This window comes from Glaciimonas sp. PCH181, from assembly GCF_003056055.1.
GTDB lineage: Bacteria > Pseudomonadota > Gammaproteobacteria > Burkholderiales > Burkholderiaceae_D > Glaciimonas.
In genome coordinates this window covers 309,634-329,665 of the sequence record NZ_PYFP01000003.1, presented here as the reverse complement: position 1 = coordinate 329,665, position 20,032 = coordinate 309,634, and the positions used below count along the sequence as shown (strand labels likewise).

At 52.7% G+C, this 20,032-nt stretch carries 15 protein-coding genes; 10 read left to right on the top strand and 5 right to left on the bottom strand.

Going from position 1 to position 20,032, the window contains the following annotated elements; genetic code table 11:
* Positions 1-149 precede the first annotated feature (149 nt).
* The 7 genes from C7W93_RS22165 (at position 150) to C7W93_RS22135 (ending at position 9,990) form a co-directional block, all read left to right on the top strand.
* Entirely contained in the window at positions 150-1,541 is a 1,392-nt protein-coding gene (locus tag C7W93_RS22165; RefSeq protein ID WP_108442502.1) for an L-serine ammonia-lyase, read from the top strand.
* Between the two features lie 97 nt (positions 1,542-1,638).
* Entirely contained in the window at positions 1,639-2,883 is a 1,245-nt protein-coding gene (locus C7W93_RS22160) for a sarcosine oxidase subunit beta family protein (protein ID WP_108442501.1), read from the top strand.
* A gap of 52 nt (positions 2,884-2,935) precedes the next feature.
* Positions 2,936-3,214, top strand: coding sequence for a sarcosine oxidase subunit delta (locus tag C7W93_RS22155; RefSeq protein WP_108442500.1), 279 nt, complete (start codon positions 2,936-2,938; stop codon positions 3,212-3,214).
* The gene (locus tag C7W93_RS22150; protein ID WP_108442499.1) at positions 3,211-6,237 is read left to right on the top strand and encodes a sarcosine oxidase subunit alpha family protein; all 3,027 of its coding nucleotides are present in this window, start codon (positions 3,211-3,213) and stop codon (positions 6,235-6,237) included. Before C7W93_RS22155 ends, C7W93_RS22150 begins: the two co-directional genes overlap by 4 nt.
* Positions 6,227-6,880 (top strand): sarcosine oxidase subunit gamma, encoded by a 654-nt coding sequence (locus C7W93_RS22145; protein ID WP_225870001.1) that lies wholly within the window; start codon positions 6,227-6,229, stop codon positions 6,878-6,880. Before C7W93_RS22150 ends, C7W93_RS22145 begins: the two co-directional genes overlap by 11 nt.
* Positions 6,877-7,347, top strand: a complete 471-nt coding sequence (locus C7W93_RS22140) for a dihydroneopterin aldolase (protein ID WP_108442497.1) — start codon at positions 6,877-6,879, stop codon at positions 7,345-7,347. The genes C7W93_RS22145 and C7W93_RS22140 overlap by 4 nt, the downstream gene beginning before the upstream one ends.
* 327 nt (positions 7,348-7,674) lie before the next feature.
* Positions 7,675-9,990 (top strand): NADP-dependent malic enzyme, encoded by a 2,316-nt coding sequence (locus C7W93_RS22135; protein ID WP_108442496.1) that lies wholly within the window; start codon positions 7,675-7,677, stop codon positions 9,988-9,990.
* Between the two features lie 79 nt (positions 9,991-10,069).
* Here the strand turns inward: C7W93_RS22135 and C7W93_RS22130 are convergent, their stop codons facing one another.
* Positions 10,070-11,086: an AraC family transcriptional regulator gene (locus C7W93_RS22130; RefSeq protein WP_108442495.1), complete on the bottom strand. Its 1,017-nt coding sequence runs from the start codon at positions 11,084-11,086 to the stop codon at positions 10,070-10,072.
* Between the two features lie 237 nt (positions 11,087-11,323).
* Between C7W93_RS22130 and C7W93_RS22125 the strand changes: the two genes are divergently transcribed.
* Both C7W93_RS22125 and C7W93_RS22120 read left to right on the top strand, forming a co-directional pair.
* Positions 11,324-13,027, top strand: a complete 1,704-nt coding sequence (locus C7W93_RS22125; RefSeq protein ID WP_108442494.1) for an AMP-binding protein — start codon at positions 11,324-11,326, stop codon at positions 13,025-13,027.
* A 252-nt stretch (positions 13,028-13,279) separates the two neighbouring features.
* Positions 13,280-14,047 (top strand): SDR family NAD(P)-dependent oxidoreductase, encoded by a 768-nt coding sequence (locus C7W93_RS22120; protein ID WP_108442493.1) that lies wholly within the window; start codon positions 13,280-13,282, stop codon positions 14,045-14,047.
* A 51-nt stretch (positions 14,048-14,098) separates the two neighbouring features.
* Here the strand turns inward: C7W93_RS22120 and C7W93_RS22115 are convergent, their stop codons facing one another.
* Entirely contained in the window at positions 14,099-15,058 is a 960-nt protein-coding gene (locus C7W93_RS22115; RefSeq protein ID WP_108442492.1) for a GlxA family transcriptional regulator, read from the bottom strand.
* A gap of 218 nt (positions 15,059-15,276) precedes the next feature.
* Between C7W93_RS22115 and C7W93_RS22110 the strand changes: the two genes are divergently transcribed.
* Positions 15,277-15,966 carry an HD domain-containing protein gene (locus tag C7W93_RS22110; protein ID WP_108442689.1) on the top strand — a complete coding sequence of 230 codons (690 nt, stop codon included), beginning with the start codon at positions 15,277-15,279 and terminating at the stop codon, positions 15,964-15,966.
* A gap of 41 nt (positions 15,967-16,007) precedes the next feature.
* Here C7W93_RS22110 and C7W93_RS22105 read toward each other — a convergent pair whose 3' ends face one another.
* The 3 genes from C7W93_RS22105 to xseA all read right to left on the bottom strand — a co-directional run bounded on the left by C7W93_RS22105 (position 16,008) and on the right by xseA (position 19,711).
* Entirely contained in the window at positions 16,008-17,144 is a 1,137-nt protein-coding gene (locus C7W93_RS22105; protein WP_201747333.1) for a mechanosensitive ion channel family protein, read from the bottom strand.
* Between the two features lie 252 nt (positions 17,145-17,396).
* Positions 17,397-17,975: a superoxide dismutase [Fe] gene (gene sodB, locus C7W93_RS22100; protein WP_108442490.1), complete on the bottom strand. Its 579-nt coding sequence runs from the start codon at positions 17,973-17,975 to the stop codon at positions 17,397-17,399.
* Between the two features lie 374 nt (positions 17,976-18,349).
* Positions 18,350-19,711, bottom strand: a complete 1,362-nt coding sequence (gene xseA, locus C7W93_RS22095) for an exodeoxyribonuclease VII large subunit (protein WP_108442489.1) — start codon at positions 19,709-19,711, stop codon at positions 18,350-18,352.
* Positions 19,712-20,032: the final 321 nt, after the last annotated feature.

Sequence of the window (20,032 nt, the reverse complement as noted above, 5' to 3'; positions counted from 1 at the left end):
GCCCGTCATTTATGGAAAATAGTTGCAGCTCTCTTAGATCAAGAATGAGGTCACGCAGCAGCGCACAGATAAATAGCGGTCATCCTCTATCGGCGCGACGGAAGTCGTGATGCGCGTTCCGGCGTTTTTCTCTTTCTGTAAAGCACACAATGAGCCTCAGTACATTTGATCTTTTTAAAGTAGGTATCGGTCCTTCTAGTTCGCATACGGTCGGTCCGATGATTGCGGCGGCACGTTTTGCGCGCTATTTGCAGGAAGCAGGATTACTGGGCAACGTCCATTCTGTGCGGGCGGAGTTATATGGCTCGTTAGGCGCGACCGGCAAAGGGCATGGCACGGATAAGGCGGTATTGCTGGGATTGGAAGGATATTTGCCAGATCAGATCGATCCCGATTTTGTCGAGCCGAGACTGATGGAAATTCGTCGCAGCAAACAAACATTGCTCAATGGAACTCATGCCGTTGCATTGAACGAAAAAGAACATCTACTATTTTTCCGCAGAGAATCATTGCCGCAGCATCCGAACGGCATGCGTTTTCTGGCGATGGATGCCAACGGTGGATTGCTGGCGCAGAAAGAATATTACTCAGTTGGTGGCGGCTTTGTCGTCAGTCATGAAGGCTTGCGTGTGAATGGCGCACCTGCCCAAGGGCTGACCGACGCGGTTGACGTGCCATATCCATTTCATTGCGGTGACGATTTGTTACGCGTCAGTGCCGATAGCGGTCTGAGCATCGCGCAATTGATGCTGGAAAACGAAAAGCATTGGCGCACTGCCGAAGAAGTCCGGGCAAAGTTGCTGGGTATTTGGGATGTAATGGCGACGACCATCAAACGCGGTTGTGCGACCGACGGCGAATTGCCGGGGCCGATGCGGGTCAAACGCCGCGCCCATGAGCTGACGCAGCAGCTGCGGAATCGCTCTGAAGAATCGCTGAACGATCCGTTGTCGATGCTGGATTGGGTCAATCTGTATGCGATGGCCGTGAACGAAGAAAACGCCGCCGGTGGCCGCATCGTGACCGCACCGACCAATGGCGCTGCGGGTGTGATCCCGGCGGTCTTGCAGTACTACATCAAGTTTGTGCCGGGCGCTAATCTTGACGGCGTGATGACGTTTTTATTGACCGCCGCCGCGATTGGTTTGATCTATAAAGAAAACGCCTCAATTTCCGGTGCGGAAGTTGGCTGTCAGGGCGAGGTTGGCGTGGCTTGTTCAATGGCCGCCGGTGCATTGGCGGCAGTGCAGGGCGGGACCACGGAACAGATCGAAAACGCCGCTGAAATCGGCATGGAACATAACCTTGGGATGACTTGCGATCCGGTCGGCGGCCTGGTGCAAATTCCATGTATCGAACGCAATGCGATGGGGGCGGTAAAGGCGATTAACGCCGCTCGCATGGCGCTGCGTGGGAACGGGAAACATTATGTCTCACTGGATAAAGTGATTAAAACCATGATGCAAACCGGTGCCGATATGAAGACTAAATACAAAGAAACATCGCGTGGTGGTTTAGCTGTGAACGTCATTGAATGTTGATTCGCCGCGGTTGTATTAAAGCACAAAATTCATTACACCCAATGTCATGGCCACCGTTGTGGCTTACCAATATTGCCCGTCCATCTTTAGGAAAATCATGCGCAATTATTCGATATTCAGTCTGATCCGTAATGGACTTTCTTACCATGAAAACTGGCAGCGGGCCTGGAAAAGCCCTGAGCCAAAAACCGAGTACGACATCGTCATTATCGGCGGCGGCGGGCATGGTCTGGCGACCGCCTACTATCTGGCGAAGGTACACGGTTTGCGGAATATTGCTGTGATCGAAAAAGGCTGGATAGGCGGCGGCAATACCGCCCGTAATACGACGATTGTGCGCTCGAATTATCTATGGGATGAGTCTGCTGGTTTGTACGAAAAAGCGATGCAGCTATGGGAAGGATTGTCGGAAGATTTGAATTACAACGTGATGTTTAGTCAGCGCGGCGTGATGAATCTGGCGCATACCTTGCAAGACGTGCGCGACACCGACCGCCGGATTAACGCCAATCGCCTGAATGGCGTCGATGCCGAATGGCTGACCCCGGCGCAGGTGAAAGAGATCGTCCCGATTATCAATTTGAATAGTCATTATCCAGTCTTGGGCGCGTCCTTCCAACGGCGCGGCGGCGTCGCCCGTCATGATGCGGTCGCCTGGGGCTATGCCCGTGGTGCAGATGCGCGTGGCGTGGATATTTTGCAGAATTGTGGTGTCACCGGCATCCGCCGCGAAAATGGTGCCGTAACTGGCGTTGAGACGGTCAAGGGTTTTATCAAGGCTAAAAAAGTAGCGGTCGTCGCGGCTGGCAGTTCCAGCCTGATTGCCAGCATGGCCGGGATTCGGTTGCCGCTGGAAAGTCATCCATTGCAAGCACTGGTGTCTGAGCCGATTAAACCGGTGATTGATACCGTCGTGATGTCTAACGCGGTCCACGCGTATTTAAGTCAATCCGATAAAGGCGATCTGGTGATCGGTGCGGGTGTTGATCAATATACCGGCTATGGCCAACGCGGCAGCTACCAAACTATCGAGGGGACTTTGCAGGCGATTGTGGAAATGTTTCCGGTGCTCAGCCGGGTACGGATGAACCGGCAGTGGGGCGGGATTGTGGATGTGTCGCCGGATGCTTGCCCGATTATTTCGAAGACCGATGTGAAGGGTTTGTACTTTAACTGCGGTTGGGGGACGGGCGGCTTTAAGGCAACGCCGGGCTCGGGCTGGGTCTTTGCGCACACGATCGCGCACGACAGCCCGCATCCGTTGAATGCGCCGTTTTCGCTGGACCGGTTCTATACCGGTCACTTGATTGACGAGCATGGCGCTGCAGCGGTTGCGCACTAATTCGACAATGCTTATCTGATCTCAATTGCAAGACTGATTCCGGAGAAATACCATGTTATTGATTACCTGCCCCTGGTGCGGGCCACGTGCAGAAAGTGAATTTCACTGCGGTGGCGAAGCTGATATCGCGCGCCCGCTAGAGACTGAAAAACTCACCGATGAAGAGTGGGGCGATTACCTGTTCATGCGCAAAAACCCACGCGGCGTGCATCGCGAACAATGGCATCACAATCAAGGTTGCCGCCGCTGGTTTATGGCTGAGCGGGATACGGTCAGCTATGAATTTCTTGGCTATAGCAAGTTTGGTGACGAAAAAGGGAGCACAACATGAGCACAAATTTAAAAGAGTCCCTGCAAAGCCACCGTCTGACAGAGGGCGGCCGGATTAATCGTCACCGACCGCTGACATTTACCTTTAATGGCAAAGTCTATCAAGGCTTTCAAGGCGATACGCTGGCATCGGCGTTGCTGGCAAACGGCGTCCATTTTGTGGCGCGTAGCTGGAAATACCATCGTCCACGTGGCATCGTCACGGCTGGCGTAGAAGAACCGAATGCGTTGGTGCAATTGGAAACCGGCGCGCATACCGTGCCGAATGCACGCGCGACCGAACTAGAGCTGTATCAGGATTTGACCGCCACCAGCGTCAACGCCAAGCCGAATATTGAGAATGACCGGCTCGCGGTCAATCAATTAATTGCACGCTTTATTCCGGCGGGATTTTATTACAAAACCTTCAAATGGCCGCGTAGTTGGTGGGGCAAGTATGAAGAGGTAATCCGTGCCGCCGCCGGTTTAGGCAAAGCGCCAACCGAACTCGACCCTGACCGTTACGAAAAAACCTACGCTCATTGCGACGTATTGATTGCCGGTGGCGGCCCTGCTGGATTGGCTGCAGCGTGGGTGGCGGGCAAGTCCGGCGCCCGCGTGATATTGGTCGATGATCAGGCTGAGTTGGGCGGCAGTTTGTTGTCCGGGCCGGCGATTATCGATGGCAAACCTGCGACCGTCTGGGCAGCGCATATCGCCGCAGAATTACGCAATATGCCAGAGGTCACGATATTGACGCGGAGCACGGTATTTGGCTATCAGGATCACAATTTGTTAACGGTGGCAGAACGGCTGACTGAGCACTTGCCTTTGGTGTCACGCGGAAAATGGCGTGAGCGTCTCTGGAAAGTCCGCGCTAAACACGTCATTCTGGCGACGGGCGCACACGAGCGTCCTATTGTCTTTGGTAACAACGATTTGCCGGGCATTATGCTGGCATCGGCGGTATCGACTTATATCCATCGGTTTGGCGTATTGCCAGGCCGCAACGCGATCATTTTTACGAATAATGATGATGGTTATCAGGCTGCGCTGGATTTGAAAAACGCCGGGGCGCAAGTCATGATCGTCGATCCTCGCGCTGCAAATAATAGTAGTTTGCCAGCGCTGGCAAAACGGCAGGGCATCACTATTGTGAGTAATGCGGTAGTAGTGTCTGCCAAAGGCGGCCGTCATGTTAAATCGGTCGAGGTCGCGTCGCACGTTGATGGCGTTCCCGGTCCGACTATTAATACTTTTTCTTGTGATCTGATCGGCATGTCGGGCGGTTGGAATCCGGTATTACACCTGTTTGCGCAATCCGGCGGTAAAGCACAATGGGATAAAGCAAAGGCTTGTTTTGTGCCGGGTTCAGCAATGCAAAAGGAAACCAGCGTTGGTGCTGCAAATGGCGATTTCAGACTCGGCGGTGCATTGCGCGATGGTGCGCTGGCAGCACAACACGCAGTCAATTCCTTAGGTTTTGTATCGGCTACGGTGCCAGGCTGGAAAGTCGCCGATATCGCCGAAGCCGCGATTTTGCCGCTTTGGTTGGTGGGCGACCGTAAATTGGTCGGTCGCGGGCCGAAGCAATTTGTCGATTATCAAAATGATGTTTCGGCAGCGGATATCTATCTGGCAGCGCGTGAAGGTTATCACTCGGTCGAGCATGTCAAGCGCTACACTGCGCTGGGTTTTGGCACTGATCAGGGCAAGCTGGGCAATATTAACGGCATGGCGATTCTGGCGGAAGTGCTGGGCAAGACGATCCCCGAGACTGGCACCACGACTTTCCGGCCGAACTATACGCCGGTAACATTCGGTACTATCGCAGGCCGTGAGTTAGGCGATTTTCTGACGCCGATACGCAAGACCTGCATCCATACCTGGCACGAAGAAAAGGGCGCGTTGTTTGAAGATGTCGGCAACTGGAAACGCCCGTGGTATTACCCACGCGGTAACGAGGATTTACACGCCGCAGTCGCCCGCGAATGTTTATCGGCGCGCAATAGCGTGGGGATACTCGATGCGTCTACGTTGGGGAAAATCGACGTGCAAGGGCCAGATGCGGTGACGTTGCTGAACTGGATGTATACCAATCCCTGGAACAAGTTAGAAGTGGGTAAATGCCGCTATGGCTTGATGCTGGATGAGAACGGTATGGTGTTCGACGATGGCGTCACAGTGCGTCTGGCCGACGAACATTTTCTGATGAGCACCACCACTGGCGGCGCGGCGCGTGTGCTGGATTGGATGGAGCGCTGGCTGCAAACTGAATGGCCAAACTTAAAAGTTAATTTGACCTCCGTCACCGACCATTTCGCCACCTTCGCCGTGGTGGGACCAAAGGGGCGGCAGGTGCTGCAAAAGGTCTGCAAGGACATTGATTTCTCGAATGCCGCGTTCCCATTTATGTCGTTCCGCGAAGGCACTATTCAGGATGTATTTACCCGGATTATGCGGATCAGCTTTTCGGGCGAATTGTCGTACGAAGTGAACGTTCCTGCGAATATGGGGCGCGCAATTTGGGATGCGATTATCGCGGCCGGTAAGGAGTTCGATATCACGCCCTACGGTACCGAAACCATGCACGTCTTGCGTGCAGAAAAGGGCTACATCATCGTTGGTCAGGATACTGATGGTTCGGTTACACCGTTCGATCTGGGTATGGGCGGCTTGTGTGCAAAGTCCAAGGATTTCCTCGGCAAGCGCTCGTTGACGCGGTCGGATACGGCGAAGGAGGGACGCAAGCAATTGGTCGGTTTATTGACTGATGATCCGACGTTTGTATTGCCGGAAGGCGGCCAGATTCTGGCGGCCCCGAAGCCAGCCGACGAAGCGCTAGCCAAGATGATCGGCCACGTTACATCTAGTTATTTCAGTCCGATTTTGCAGCGCTCGATTGCGTTTGCGCTGGTCAAAGGCGGCTTGAGCAAGATGGGCGAAAGCGTGTCCATTCCCACAGCGTCGGGTGGTTATACCAACGCCAAGATTAATAGTCTGGTTTTTTATGATGTCGAAGGAGTCCGTCAACATGTTGAATGATGCTAAGGTTTTTATGTCGCCATCGACAACCACCAGCCTTTTAGGTGGCGTGATAATGGAATCGCCGCTAGCAAGCGCCGCAGTGGTGATGGCGCCGCTTTCGTCTGGCGCGCATCAGGCATTTCATGTGCGCGAACGGCCTTTTCTGGAAATGATTAATGTTAAGGGCGATGCTGCGTCGGATGTTTTTTTGGCGGCCATCAAGAGCGCAACCGGTGCCGCATTACCGCTTATACCGAATACGGTCTCGGAAAGTGATGATTACGTCATTTACTGGCTGGCGCCGAATGAGTGGCTGATCCAATCGACGCAGCCGCGTGTGCCGGTGGTAGATGCGGCGCTGCGACAATTGCTGACTGGTCAGTTTGTGGCGGTGGTAGATGTCAGCAGCGGCAATACTACGCTGGTGATGTCGGGTCAAAAAGTTCGCGCTGTGCTGAAAAAAGGCTGTCCACTGGATTTTCATCCCAAGGTTTTCACGCCCGGGCAATGTGCGCAAAGTCATTATTTTAAGACCGGCGTGGTATTACGGTCGCTTGCTAATGGCGACGTCGAAGTGATTATCCGCCGCAGTTTTGCCGATTATTTCGGTCGGATTCTGGCCGATGCGGCAGAGGAATATCTGGGGGAGTCAATCCGATGAAAAATGAGCATATTGGCAATAGCGTCGGCAGTGGCGTACGTTGGCAAATTTTCATCGAAGGCCTGACATCGACAACATTTGTGGGCTTGCATCCGCATGAGCATTTGCAGCCGCAGCCGGTGGAACTGGATATCGAGATGTCGTATCGGCCGGGTAAAAATAGCGGGGGACAATTGAATGGTGCAGATGCCGAAGCCGGATCGATCATCGACTATGACAAATATTGCACTTTGCTAACCACGTTCATGCAGCAAAAACCGCATACCCGCTTGCTGGAAACGCTGGCGTTTGAGATCGCCAGCTTATCTTTCCGCGATTATCCGATGCTGGAAGAAATCAAAGTGGCGATTCACAAACCGAAGATCAGAAGCAACGCTGCCCGGCTGGGCGTATCGGCTTGCTGGACGCGCTGGAGTTATGAAACCTCCCTGTTACAGCAGTCGCAAGAAGTTGCTTTAAATCAATAAAATAGAACATTTCAGCGGTCAGCGTGCAGGTGCTTGTTCTGCCCGCAGACGCGCGATATTTTTGTTAATATGCAGCATGTCCACAAGGCATGCTTTTATACAAGGCCTGCAAATTTGCAGGCTTTTTTGTTTTTAGCGGCAGTTTTCTTACCCCGATTATTTACCACTTTATTTTTTACCGCATCCCGCTAACTCTTATCAATCTGACTAATTTGCTTCGTTTTACGCATCAATTACCGCTACCTTTATTGCCGGCGACTGATCGATACTCTCCGCGTAGATTTGCATAGCATTGAGAAACTCATTTAGAAATTCTGGAGACCCATCATGAGCAAAGATAATTTGTCCCCCGCCGAACAAGCATTGCGCGAAGCCGCGCTTGAATACCACCGCAGCCCGACGCGCGGCAAGATTAAAGTTGTACCAACCAAGCCCTTATCCAATCAGCGCGATTTGTCCTTGGCGTATTCGCCCGGTGTTGCTTACGCTTGCCTGGCAATTGAAGAAAACCCTGATTTGGCAGTTGACTTTACCTCCCGCGCAAATCTGGTGGGCGTGATTACCAACGGTACTGCTGTGCTGGGATTGGGCGATATCGGTCCGCTGGCAAGTAAGCCGGTGATGGAAGGTAAAGGCTGCTTGTTCCAGACGTTTGCCGGTATTGACGTATTTGATATCGAGTTGGCCGAACGCGATCCAGATAAATTGGTTGATATGATCGCCGCACTGGAACCGACTTTGGGCGGGATTAATCTGGAAGATATTAAAGCGCCGGAATGTTTTTATATCGAAAAGAAACTACGCGAACGGATGAATATTCCGGTCTTCCATGACGATCAGCACGGTACGGCGATTATTTCGGCTGCGGCATTGTTGAACGGTTTAGAGTTGGTCAAGAAGGCCATTGGTGATATCAAACTAGTTGCTTCCGGTGCTGGCGCGGCTGCCATCGCCTGTCTGGATTTGATGGTTGAGCTGGGCGTAAAACGCGAGAATATGTTCGTCTGCGATTCGCGTGGCGTGATTCACGATGCGCGTGAAGACAAGCTGGATGAATCCAAGCAGCGTTATATTCAAAAAACCGATGCACGTACGTTGGCCGACGCGATCAAAGGCGCTGACGTGTTTCTTGGCTGTTCCGCTGCGGGTGTCTTAACGCCGGAAATGGTCAAGTCGATGGGCACCCAGCCGATCATTTTGGCGCTGGCAAATCCCGAGCCGGAAATCCGTCCTGAACTGGCGCTGGAAGCCCGTCCTGATTGCATTATCGCCACCGGTCGTTCGGATTATCCAAACCAGGTGAACAACGTTTTATGCTTCCCGTATATTTTCCGCGGCGCGTTGGATTGCGGTGCAACCCGGATTACCGAAGCGATGAAAATTGCTTGCGTGCGCGAGATTGCCGATCTGGCAAAAGCCGAAATTAGCGAAGAAGTTGCAACCGCCTACGCCGGGCAGGAACTGCGTTTTGGTCCTGAATATATTATTCCTAAGCCATTTGATTCGCGTTTGATTCTGCGCATCGCGCCAGCGGTAGCGCGCGCTGCGGAAGAGTCGGGCGTAGCCACCCGGCCGATCAAAGACATGGAAGCGTATCGCCAATCATTGACGCGCTTTGTCAGTCATACCGGTATGTTCATGCGGCCTGTATTTGAGGCTGCACGTTCCGATCCACAGCGAATTGTCTATGCCGAAGGCGAAGATGAGCGCGTATTGCGGGCGGTGCAAATTGCGTTGGAAGAAAAGTTGGTCCGGCCTATTTTGATCGGCCGTCCAGCGGTGATTGAGGCGCGGATTGAGCGTGCTGGTTTGCGGTTAAAAGCCGGGCAAGATTTTGAGCTGGTCAATCCTGAGGACGATGCACGCTTCCGCCAATATTGGGAGGCTTATCACGAGATCAAAGCACGTGATGGCGTCACGCCGGAAATGGCAAAGTCGATCTTGCGTCGTTCAAATACGATCATCGCGGCAATGCTGGTGAAATTGGGAGACGCAGACGGTATGTTGTGCGGTCTGGTGGGACGTTTCGATAGTCATCTTGAACATGTCCGTGACGTCATTGGCTTGCGTGAAGGCGCGCAAGGCTTTGCGACTATAAACGGTCTGGTACTGGATCAACACACGCTGTTTATCGCCGATACGTTTGTCAACGATGATCCTGGCGCTGAGCAGTTGGCCGATATTGCGGCGATGGCGGTTGAGGAAGTGCGGCGCTTTGGTGTGCCACCGAAGGTTGCCTTTCTGTCGCATTCGATGTTTGGGTCCAGCACGCGCCCATCGGCTAAAAAAATGCGCGCAGCAAGCGGCTTATTTGCCAAGCGCATGCCGGATGTTGAGTCAGATGGCGAGATGCACGGCGATGCGGCTTTAAGCGCCGATATCCGGGCGCAATACTTGCCAAAATCAACGTTGACCGGTAACGCCAACGTGCTGATTATGCCGAATCTGGATTCTGCGAATATTCTTTTCAATGTCTTGAAGATGACTGGCGGTCAGGGTGTGACTGTCGGCCCGGTATTGCTGGGTGCCGCCGCAGCCGTGCATATTCTGACGCCTTCCGCGACCGTGCGGCGGGTGGTGAATATGACGGCGTTGGTGGTGGCGAATGCTATTTCCAAAAAGCAGGGATCGCTGATTAAGTAAATTCAGGGAAACATCCTGATGTAAAAATGCCGTCCATCGAGACTCGTCGATGGGCGGTTTTTTTTATGACGTTATCCGACTATTTGCTCGATAAGGTCCGACGATGCTCGCCAGGGCTGTTGCCGGTCCATTTTTTAAATGCGCGATGGAAGGCGCTGGGGTCGGCGAAGCCTAGCTGGACAGCAATGTCTTCGATGCTTTTGCGCGAGCCGCTGAGGTGATTGATTGCCAGATCGCGTCGCAGATTATCCTTGATCGATTGATAGGATTGTCCTTCCTGATGCAGCTTACGGCGCAGCGTGGAGGAGGTTGAGTGAAGTTGCCGCGACAACGTATCAAAGTCCGGCCATTCAGTTAATGCGGTGCGGCGTAAGTGGTGACGGATTTTGGCGTTAAGACTATCCCGATTACTATATTTGACCAGTAAATTGGCGGGCGCTTCAGCCAGAAAATTCACCAGCGTGCGTTGGTTCTGAACAATCGGAAGGTCCAGATAGCTAGCATTAAAAGTGATGCAAGTGCTGGCCTGACCAAAACGCGCTTGTTCGCTAAAACGTATTTTATAGTCAGCGCCGCAGCGTGGTTCTTCGCATCGAAAATCGGCCGTCAGTAACGGAATACGCCGACCAATCAGCCAACTGCCCAAGCCGTGCACAATAATCAAAAAAGTCGCATAGGTGAATGCGCGTGAAGGCGCTGGGGATACTTCGTGCAGCGTCATCTGTGCAAACTTGTCGTTAATCGTCAGCGTGCCGTGGATATCGTCGAGCACTAGCCGCATAAACTTTAATACCTGTTTTAGGGCGCTGCCCAAGGTTTCACACTGGATCACACTTTGGCACAGCAACAAAAAGCTGCCAACTCTCATCGGATGGCTATCCATGCCGAAAAATTCATCATCCAGCTGTTTGGCAATCAAGGACCAGAGTTGGCCGTAATTAGCTGCCGAGACCCTTGCTTGCGGTGCTTTCAGCAACATCGGTGAGATTCCTGCTGCATTCAGCAAACTCTCGGCGTCAAAGCCGCGTTCGAGCAGAACTGCTAATGCTTCGTGGACGAAGTCGATGCCGATGGTGTCTTTTTCCCAATCTTTCATGCGATTTTCTTGAGGTGTAGAGGGCTGGAAAAGGTTGCCGAAGCTGCTGCGTATTGCAAATTCAACCGCCCAGCTTGAATGGATATGGCATGGCTAGTCGGCGATGGATATCCTAGACTGAGGCTTGGCGATGATCAGCTATTGTTTAATTGTTATTAAGCAGCGTAAATAGTTTATCTCACCAGCAACATCAGAGAGCAGCTTAAATGCGCCATTTTAGGTTATAGGAGAACAAATATGTCAGCTGACGTGCTAACAGGTGAAATCGCGATTCGGGATGTTGCGCAAGCAACTAGTCAAAATCCGGACTATCAACAATTTTATGCAGATTTCGATGTCGAAAAGATCGCCGCCGTGCTGTCCGGCGACCTAAAAACAGGCATCAACGCTTGCGTCGAATGTTGCGATCGTCATGCGCAACCGGGTCGCGTTGCGCTGTTTTATGAGAATAAAGATGGCAGCAGCACGCAGTACACATTTGAACAGTTGCGTGATCTTTCCGCTAAATTTGCCAATTTGTTGACGCAGCAAGGCGTTCAGCCCGGCGATCGCGTAGCCGGATTGTTGCCAAGAACACCGGAACTGCTTATCACTATTTTAGGCACCTGGCGCGCTGGCGCGGTGTATCAGCCGCTGTTCACCGCCTTCGGATCGAAGTCGATTGAACACCGTGTTATCAGCAGCGAAGCTAAATTGGTCGTGACCGATGCTGACAACCGGCATAAGTTAAACGATATTCCGGGTTGCCCGAACGCGTTGACGATTGCGGACAAGAATGGCCAAGGCGTTATTGCTGGCGATCTGAATTTTTGGGAGCAATTGGATCAGCAATCGACAGACTTTGCGCCAGTGATGCGCTCTGGCGATGATGCTTTCATGATGATGTTTACGTCGGGCACGACAGGACCAGCTAAAGGCGTCGTCGTGCCGCTGCGGGCGATGCTGGCGTTTTATGTCTATGCCCGCTATGCAATGGATATCCGGCCGGAAGACGCGTTCTGGAACATCGCCGATGCGGGTTGGGCTTATGGTTTGTATTATTGCGTCACCGGTCCGTTGTTGTTAGGGCATGCAATTACGTTGTATGACGGGGCGTTCACGGTTGAGAATTGTTATCGGGTTATTGAGAAGTATGGAATCACTAATCTGGCCGGTTCACCGACTGCATATCGGATGTTGATTGCTTCGGGGGAGGCGCTGGCGGGTTCTATTAAAGGTCAGTTACGGGTGGTCAGCAGCGCTGGCGAGCCGTTGAATCCTGAGGTGATTCGCTGGTTTAAAGAATATCTGGATTGTCCGATTTATGACCATTATGGGCAGACCGAAAACGGCATGATGCTGTGCAATCATCATGGTTTGGCGCATTCGTTTCTTCCCGGCTCTGCGGGATTTGCGATGCCGGGGTATCGGTTGGCGGTGTTGAATGAGGAGGGTCTGGAGCTGGGGGTCGGTGAGCCGGGGGTGTTGGCTGCTGACCGGGCGCGGTCGCCTTTGTTTTGGTTTCAGGGGTATTGGCCGCAATCGGGTTCGACGCCGCGGGATAATTATTATCTGACTGGCGATACGGTTGAGAATAATGCTGATGGGAGTATTAGTTTTGTTGGGCGGGATGACGATATTATTACTTCGGCGGGATATCGGATTGGGCCGTTTGATGTTGAGAGTGCGCTGTTGGAGCACGATGCTGTTGCGGAGGCTGCTGTGGTTGGGAAGCCTGATCCTGAGCGGACGGAATTGGTGAAGGCTTTTGTTGTGCTGCGGGCGGGATATGAAGCGTCTGAGTTGTTGGCGGTTGAGTTACAGCAGTATGTTAAGAAGCGCTTGGCGGCGCATTCTTATCCTCGGGAGATTGCGTTTTTGGAGGAGTTACCTAAGACGCCTAGTGGGAAGTTGCAAAGGTTTATTTTGCGGAATCAGGAGATTGCGAAAGGTAAGTTGTAGTGGGGAGGGTTGGCTTTGGTTCGTCGGTATTTAAAACGGTTTGTGTTCCGTTGATGCAAGCCGGGGGTGCCTAGCCGAAGCAAGAAAAAGTGACTAGCTGCCGGGCGACCCCCGGTGGACTCTCCACTGTGAACAAACCGTTTAAATTACCGACTAACGCTATGATCCTCCTGAACAGCAACACAGAATTAGACGCACCGAATAACCAAAATTTCACACCAATAATTAACCACATCCAAAATAGAGGTTCACATGCAAATTAAAGATAAATGTTTTCTGATTAGCGGCGGCGGCTCCGGCCTGGGCGCTGCCACCGCCCGCATGATTATCCAACAGGGCGGCCAGGTCATCCTAGCCGATCTAAATCAGGAAGCCGGTACAGCGCTAGCCAAAGAACTCGGCGACCGCGCACAATTCATCACCACCGACGTCAGCAACGAATCCAGCGCAAAAGCCGCAGTCGATGCAGCTGTAGCGACCTTTGGCGGCCTCCACGGACTAATCAACTGCGCCGGCGTTGCACCAGCCCAAAAAGTCCTCGGCAAAACCGGCCCCCACAACTTCGACGATTTCGCTCGCGTAATCCAAATCAACCTAATCGGCACCTTTAACATGCTGCGGCTGGCAGCAGACGCCATCAGCAAAACCGAGCCGAACGCAGACGGCGAACGCGGCGTCATCATCAACACCGCCTCCGTCGCCGCCTACGATGGACAAATCGGACAAGCCGCCTACTCCGCATCAAAAGGCGGCGTAGTCGCACTAACTCTCCCGGTTGCACGCGAATTAGCACGCTTTGGCATCCGCGTAATGACAATCGCCCCCGGCCTTATGGAAACACCAATGCTGCTAGGCATGCCAGCCGAAGTCCAGGAAGCATTAGGCAAAACCGTCCCATTCCCACCCCGCATGGGCAAGCCAGCTGAGTTCGCATCAATGGTAAAAACAATCATCGAAAACGCCTACCTGAATGGCGAGGTCATCCGTCTCGATGGCGCAATCAGAATGACCGCGAAGTAATAGTGCAAAGCGGCCGCTAGTCGACACTCGCTACCAACATATCCGGACGAATTACTTCTTCTGAAAACTCGTCCGATATTCATTGGGTGCGACTCCCAAGCGCTTATTAAATACAATTCGCATCCGATCAGCGGTGCCAAATCCACAATCATAGGCGATAGCCTTCAACGCCGCATCCGTACTTTCAAGCAGGTTCCGCGCCGTATCGACTCGCGCACGCTCTACAAATTCATGCGGCGTAACGTTCATTAACTGAACAAAAATCCGCGCAAAATTCCGCGTGCTCATGCCCGCAACTTCCGCCAGCTTCTCCACTGTAAAACGTTCACTGATATGTTCCATCACATACGCCTGCACTTTGGCAACCGGTGACGTCGCATCAGTCGGGGTGCTGAGATACGGGCTAAACTGCGATTGACCGCCGCGACGCTGCGCAAAGACAACCAACCGCTTCGCCACCGCAAGTGCGATTTGTGAGCCATGATCTTCCGCCACCAACGCCAGCGATACATCGATCCCTGCGGTTACGCCAGCCGACGTCACCAGAGCGCCATCCCGACTATAAATATGATCCAGCTCAACCTGCGCCCGCGGAAATTGTTGCGCTAATTGCGGCGCATTTTGCCAATGCGTCGTCACGCGGCGATCATCAATCAAGCCCGCGTGGCCGAGTGCAAACGCACCCGTACAGATTGATCCATAACGCTCGCAACGGGAAGCAACGTTAATCAGCCATGCGGTTAAACGTGGATCTGGCGCGCCATCGGGCAGGCCAGGGCCGCCGGCGACCAACGCCGTGTTGTAGTGCTGATTTGTATCGGCAAACGTCCTATCCGCCAACAAGCGCATACCGTTCGAGGCGCGTACTGCATCCTCGGTTGCGCTCACCACTGTAATCTCATAGCCATCGTCAGCCGCGAGGAAATTGTTTGCCTCGGCGAAAACATCGACCGGACCAGCCACATCAAGTGCCTGAACACCCGGAAAAATCGCAATGGCAATTGTGCGCATCGAATTACCTTTAAATGGGCCAACATCGCCGTTACGGAAATTATCGGGATATCGAAGGGTTGACCGTCATGGCCGGATTTGGCGTGCGTCTGGCAGTGTTGAACGCACGCTTTGCATTGTACCCAACAGCGCCAACAATTAAAGTGAACAGGGTTGCAGGCAAGCATAGACCTGCAAGCATCGGCCCCTTAATTCATGAATTTTATCTGGAGAATGACATGAGCAATACGATCGCCGGAATCCGTCTCCCCGACAGCAAATTGGCGCGGGACGCAACCCAACTTGTTCGTGACACGGAATCGGACTTGTTATTTAACCATTCGACGCGCGTGTTTTTGTTTGGCGCACTGACCGGAGAGCGTCAAAAATTGCAGTACGATCCTGAGCTGCTGTATATCGGCGCGATGTTTCATGACATGGGACTGGTCCCGGCATATAGCAGCAAAAATGATCGTTTTGAAGTAGATGGCGCCAATGCGGCGCGCATTTTTTTGACTGGCTATGGGATAGTTGAGAATGAAATCGAGCAGGTGTGGGACGCGATCGCGCTGCACACCACGCCCGGGATTGCGCAGCATAAAAAGCCGGTGGTGGCGTTGGTTACTGCGGGTGTCGAAATGGACGTGTTGGGCTTGGCGTATAGTGACTTTACCGACGAGCAGCGCAATCAAGTCGTGCTGGCACATCCGCGTGAAGCAAATTTTAAAGAAGGTATTATCGACGCGTTTGCACAGGGCACGATGCACAAGCCAGACTCAACTTTTGGCAACGTCAAGGCGGATGTGCTGGCGCTGAAACACCCGGACTATAAACGCGTCAATTTTTGCAGTCTGATTCTAAATTCAGCCTGGACTGATGGTAATCCGGGCGGCGTGCGGTGTGGCAATCCGAATCACAATCATGGCTGAACGACGGCTAATGACAGCTCAATGATAGCCAATTTCCGCGCCTAGTTTGGTGGGCCGTCGATGATCGTCGTCATGGCATCGGCATCGGCGTTAGTGTGCGCAGCGGTGCGGATCTCTAGCGGGTCCAGTGTCGAACGCAGGCGCGGTAATGCTTGTGGATAGTTCTTGGCAATGAAGGCAATCATTTCCTCCCGGATGGCGCAGCGTAACGCAAAGGCGATCCCTGAATCCTGCGCACTGGTCAGCAACCGGATTTGCATGGCGCGGTCGGTTGCGTCGGTGACATGCAAAACGCACACGCGCTTATCCCAAAGCGATGACGCTTTACAGATGCGTTCGAATTCTTCACGCAATGCGGCTACCGGCACAGCGAAATCCAGCCATAGAAAAACTGTTCCCAGAATCGTGGATGAGCTATGTGTCCAGTTTTCAAATGGATTTTCAATGAACCATTGCAGCGGCACGATCATTCTGCGTTCATCCCAAATCCGAACGACGACAAAAGTGCCGGTAATTTCTTCTACGCGGCCCCATTCGCCCTGGACGATCAGAACATCATCAATCCGTATCGGTTGTGAAAATGCAATCTGTAATCCTGCAATAAAATTTCCCAGGACGGGGCGAGCTGCCATACCGGCGACCAGCCCGGCGACGCCTGCTGAGGCCAGCAAACTTGCGCCAAATTGTTTTGCGCCCGGTAAAGTCAGTAGTACAAAACCTAGTCCAAGTAACCCGACAATAAAATGGGCGCTACGTGCAAGTACTCGGGTTTGCGTCAATACCCGACGTGCCTTGAGATTGTCGATCACGTCGGACGGATGGCGGTTGATGACTGTGACGCTGACCGACTCGATACAGCGCATGGCGAGCCAGGTCAGCGCTAGAATCAGCGCGACAGAGGTGATATAAGACAGCGGAATCAGCCAAGGCGTGTTGTCCGGCGCACCCGTCAGCACGACCCGAGTGGCAAATAACACCATGCAGGTTCGACTGGCGCGAAACGCGATAAAGCTGGCATTGGTGGTGAAGGGACGGTTCCGTGCCAGTCGGCGCAATAGCAAAATGCCTACACGATGCAGGATAACGGCGATCAAGCCGAAAATAATGATAGTGAGCAGAACGATGAGGCCCGAGCGCAGCGGTCCCTCATGTAAGGTAGATAAAAAATTGAAATCCATCGGCAGCTACTCCTTTCGATCATCAAGGGTTTAGGATACAGCAATGATCATTTCTGTCGATTTTGGCGTCTGTCCGGGGCTTTGGAAGGAGTGCAATGGGATGCTTAGCAGGGAGCTGCAAAGGCGTTGTTTACCGTGATCGCCGGGCGATCAGGAAAATTGCGTTGCTGCATTAGGGGAAAGTAAGCGGATACTAAAAAGCCGACTCGAAAGTCGGCTTTTGTTTAACTGTGCAACGCTTGCTAAATTTAATTAAGCAAAATTCTCTGCAGCGAAGTCCCAGTTTGCCAATGCCCAGAATGCTTCCAGATATTTAGGACGTGCATTGCGATAATCGATGTAATAAGCGTGTTCCCAAACGTCAACTGTCAGCAGTGGTTTTGCATCAGTTGTCAGTGGCGTTGCTGCGTTAGAAGTCGAGACCAGATCCAAAGTGCCATCGGTCTTTTTTACTAACCAAGCCCAGCCCGAACCGAATGTGCCAACTGCGCATTTAGTCAGTTCTACTTTGAAATTATCGAACGTGCCCCATTTTGCGTTGATCGCATCGGCCAGAGCGCCAGTAGGTGCGCCACCGCCATCTGGTGACAAGCTGTTCCAATAAAACGTGTGGTTCCAGATTTGTGCTGCGTTGTTGAAGACGCCGCCGGATGATTTCTTGACGATCTCTTCCAATGATGCGTTTTCGAATTCTGTGCCCGGAACGAGATTGTTCAGATTGGTCACATAGGTCTGGTGATGTTTACCGTAATGGAATTCCAGTGTCTCTTGCGAGATATGTGGAGCCAATGCATCGATCGCGTACGGGAGGGGAGGAAGTGTATATGCCATGGTGTGTCCTTTCTAAGTTTTATTGGGCTACTAAGAACGTGTATTAACTAGGTAAAACTTTTAAAAATTGTCGTTAATCTGACTTAAAGCCATCCTAAAGCCGCTTGTTACGGCTGATTAATGCAATCCCGGCTGATGCTGTTCCGTATTTGCATACGGCTCCATGTTTCCAGCATCGTGTTGCAGACCGCTATCGACTTAACCATTATTAGGTCGCTTAATGACAGACTAATGACAGGTCTACTGGTATTTAACAGGTTCAAGCGCGTTATTGTAAAGCGCTTATCTATTCCATGCAGCAATCGGACGAATTCAACAGCGCCCGTTGTTAGTCTTTATTAATCTTTGCTTATATCTCAGGCGTGAGTCCGGCACTAATCGAAGGTCGGTTGCACGCTATCAATCCCTACTTTCGCGCTACCTTCAGCTAGTTGTATTGTGACGAGCTGACGTGGCTGGAGTTCCTTTGGCGCTCGTAAGACCGCGCCCTTGGCATTAGTCACGATGGCGTAGCCACGTTCCAGCGTGCGTTGCGGATTGAGTAGTTCCAATTGGGCATTGAGCGCACTGAGCGCCAACCGGCTTTGTTTGTTTTGTAATGTCAGCGCATTGCCCAGACGTCGTGCCCGGTCTGCTACAAGACTGCGTGCAGGGCGCGTATCCGGCAGTTGCGCCGACAAGCGGGTGCGCAGATGCAACATTGCATAGCGCGACTGTCTCAGCGGAATAGTGGTGGCGTGCATCAAACGCGTTTGCAGGCTTTGTAACTTCAGGCGTTCGTGGCTGATCGTCGTCGCTGGGCTGACCAGACGACGCGTGAACCAGTCAAGGGTCTGACTTGCCTCGCCGAATTGTCGCCGCACGGCGCGGGTCATATCCGCTGCGTGGCCTTCTAGTACGGATAGCCAGTCGAGTCGGGGAATCGCGGCTAATTCGGCGGCGGCGGTGGGCGTTGCTGCGCGCATATCGGCGATGAAGTCGGCAATCGTGACATCGGTTTCATGGCCGACACCGGAAATCACTGGCATGGTCGCCGCAGCGATGGCACGGGCAACGCCTTCGTCATTAAACGACCATAAATCCTCAATGCTGCCGCCACCGCGACAGACTAGCAATACATCGCATTCAGCGCGAGCCGAGGCGGTATTGATGGCGCGGGAAATTTTTTCTGCTGCGCCTTCGCCTTGCACGGGCGTTGGATATAACACGACGCGCACGTGCGGCACGCGGCGCGCCAGTGCGGTCAGAATGTCGCGCAGTGCCGCTGCTTGCAAGCTGGTAACGACCCCGATACAGGTAACAAATTGCGGAATAGGGCGCTTGCGGGCAGAGTCGAAAAGGCCCTCTGCCGTTAATTTTTCTTTGAGGCGCAAAAATGCTTCATATAAATTGCCTGCGCCGGCGCGCCGAATCGCCTCCACATTTAGCTGATAGTCGCCACGGGGCGCATAGAGCGTCACTAGCGCCCGTACTTCAACTTTGTCGCCTTCACGAGGGGTAAAGCCAGCGTGTTGGGCACGGCCCTTGAACATTACCGAGCGGACTTGTGCGCCATCATCCTTTAGCGTGAAATACCAATGTCCGGAGGCGGCACGCGTAAAGTTGGATATTTCGCCGGACACCCACGTCAGCGGGAAGCTTCGCTCCAGCATGCGCGCCACGGCCTGATTCAGAGCGGTAACGGAGAGCACTGGCGCTGTGCCAGCGCGGCTGTCGGCAGGAGTGGGAAATAACATCGTGGGCGTCGGGCTTTCTGTGAAGAGACAGGGCAGAGGCTTATTGCAGGCATTGCGCGTTGTTAAGCGGTATTACAGCAGCGGTCTTGCAGCGCCGTATTGTAAATCGTAATGGGAAGAAAGCGTGTTCTCGGGTTGTTTGATTCTTCTATGGAAACATTTTTTTCTTGCTTGGCATTGCTTCATTGCACTGCATGTGTAGAAAGTCGTTCTGAATCAATGGCTTAATTTGTTTCTAATCTATTTGCGCACAAAGTTATCCACAGAAACTGTGGAAAAGTTTTTTTTATCTCATAAATTAACTGTACTTAATCAACTAAA

Bases quoted from the DNA above. Each gene is read 5' to 3' on its own strand.
- C7W93_RS22165 (WP_108442502.1), top strand. From the start codon at position 150: ATGAGCCTCAGTACATTTGATCTTTTTAAAGTAGGTATCGGTCCTTCT.
- C7W93_RS22160 (WP_108442501.1), top strand. From the start codon at position 1,639: ATGCGCAATTATTCGATATTCAGTCTGATCCGTAATGGACTTTCTTAC.
- C7W93_RS22155 (WP_108442500.1), top strand. From the start codon at position 2,936: ATGTTATTGATTACCTGCCCCTGGTGCGGGCCACGTGCAGAAAGTGAA.
- C7W93_RS22150 (WP_108442499.1), top strand. From the start codon at position 3,211: ATGAGCACAAATTTAAAAGAGTCCCTGCAAAGCCACCGTCTGACAGAG.
- C7W93_RS22145 (WP_225870001.1), top strand. From the start codon at position 6,227: ATGTTGAATGATGCTAAGGTTTTTATGTCGCCATCGACAACCACCAGC.
- C7W93_RS22140 (WP_108442497.1), top strand. From the start codon at position 6,877: ATGAAAAATGAGCATATTGGCAATAGCGTCGGCAGTGGCGTACGTTGG.
- C7W93_RS22135 (WP_108442496.1), top strand. From the start codon at position 7,675: ATGAGCAAAGATAATTTGTCCCCCGCCGAACAAGCATTGCGCGAAGCC.
- C7W93_RS22130 (WP_108442495.1), bottom strand. From the start codon at position 11,086: ATGAAAGATTGGGAAAAAGACACCATCGGCATCGACTTCGTCCACGAA.
- C7W93_RS22125 (WP_108442494.1), top strand. From the start codon at position 11,324: ATGTCAGCTGACGTGCTAACAGGTGAAATCGCGATTCGGGATGTTGCG.
- C7W93_RS22120 (WP_108442493.1), top strand. From the start codon at position 13,280: ATGCAAATTAAAGATAAATGTTTTCTGATTAGCGGCGGCGGCTCCGGC.
- C7W93_RS22115 (WP_108442492.1), bottom strand. From the start codon at position 15,058: ATGCGCACAATTGCCATTGCGATTTTTCCGGGTGTTCAGGCACTTGAT.
- C7W93_RS22110 (WP_108442689.1), top strand. From the start codon at position 15,277: ATGAGCAATACGATCGCCGGAATCCGTCTCCCCGACAGCAAATTGGCG.
- C7W93_RS22105 (WP_201747333.1), bottom strand. From the start codon at position 17,144: ATGGATTTCAATTTTTTATCTACCTTACATGAGGGACCGCTGCGCTCG.
- sodB (WP_108442490.1), bottom strand. From the start codon at position 17,975: ATGGCATATACACTTCCTCCCCTCCCGTACGCGATCGATGCATTGGCT.
- xseA (WP_108442489.1), bottom strand. From the start codon at position 19,711: ATGTTATTTCCCACTCCTGCCGACAGCCGCGCTGGCACAGCGCCAGTG.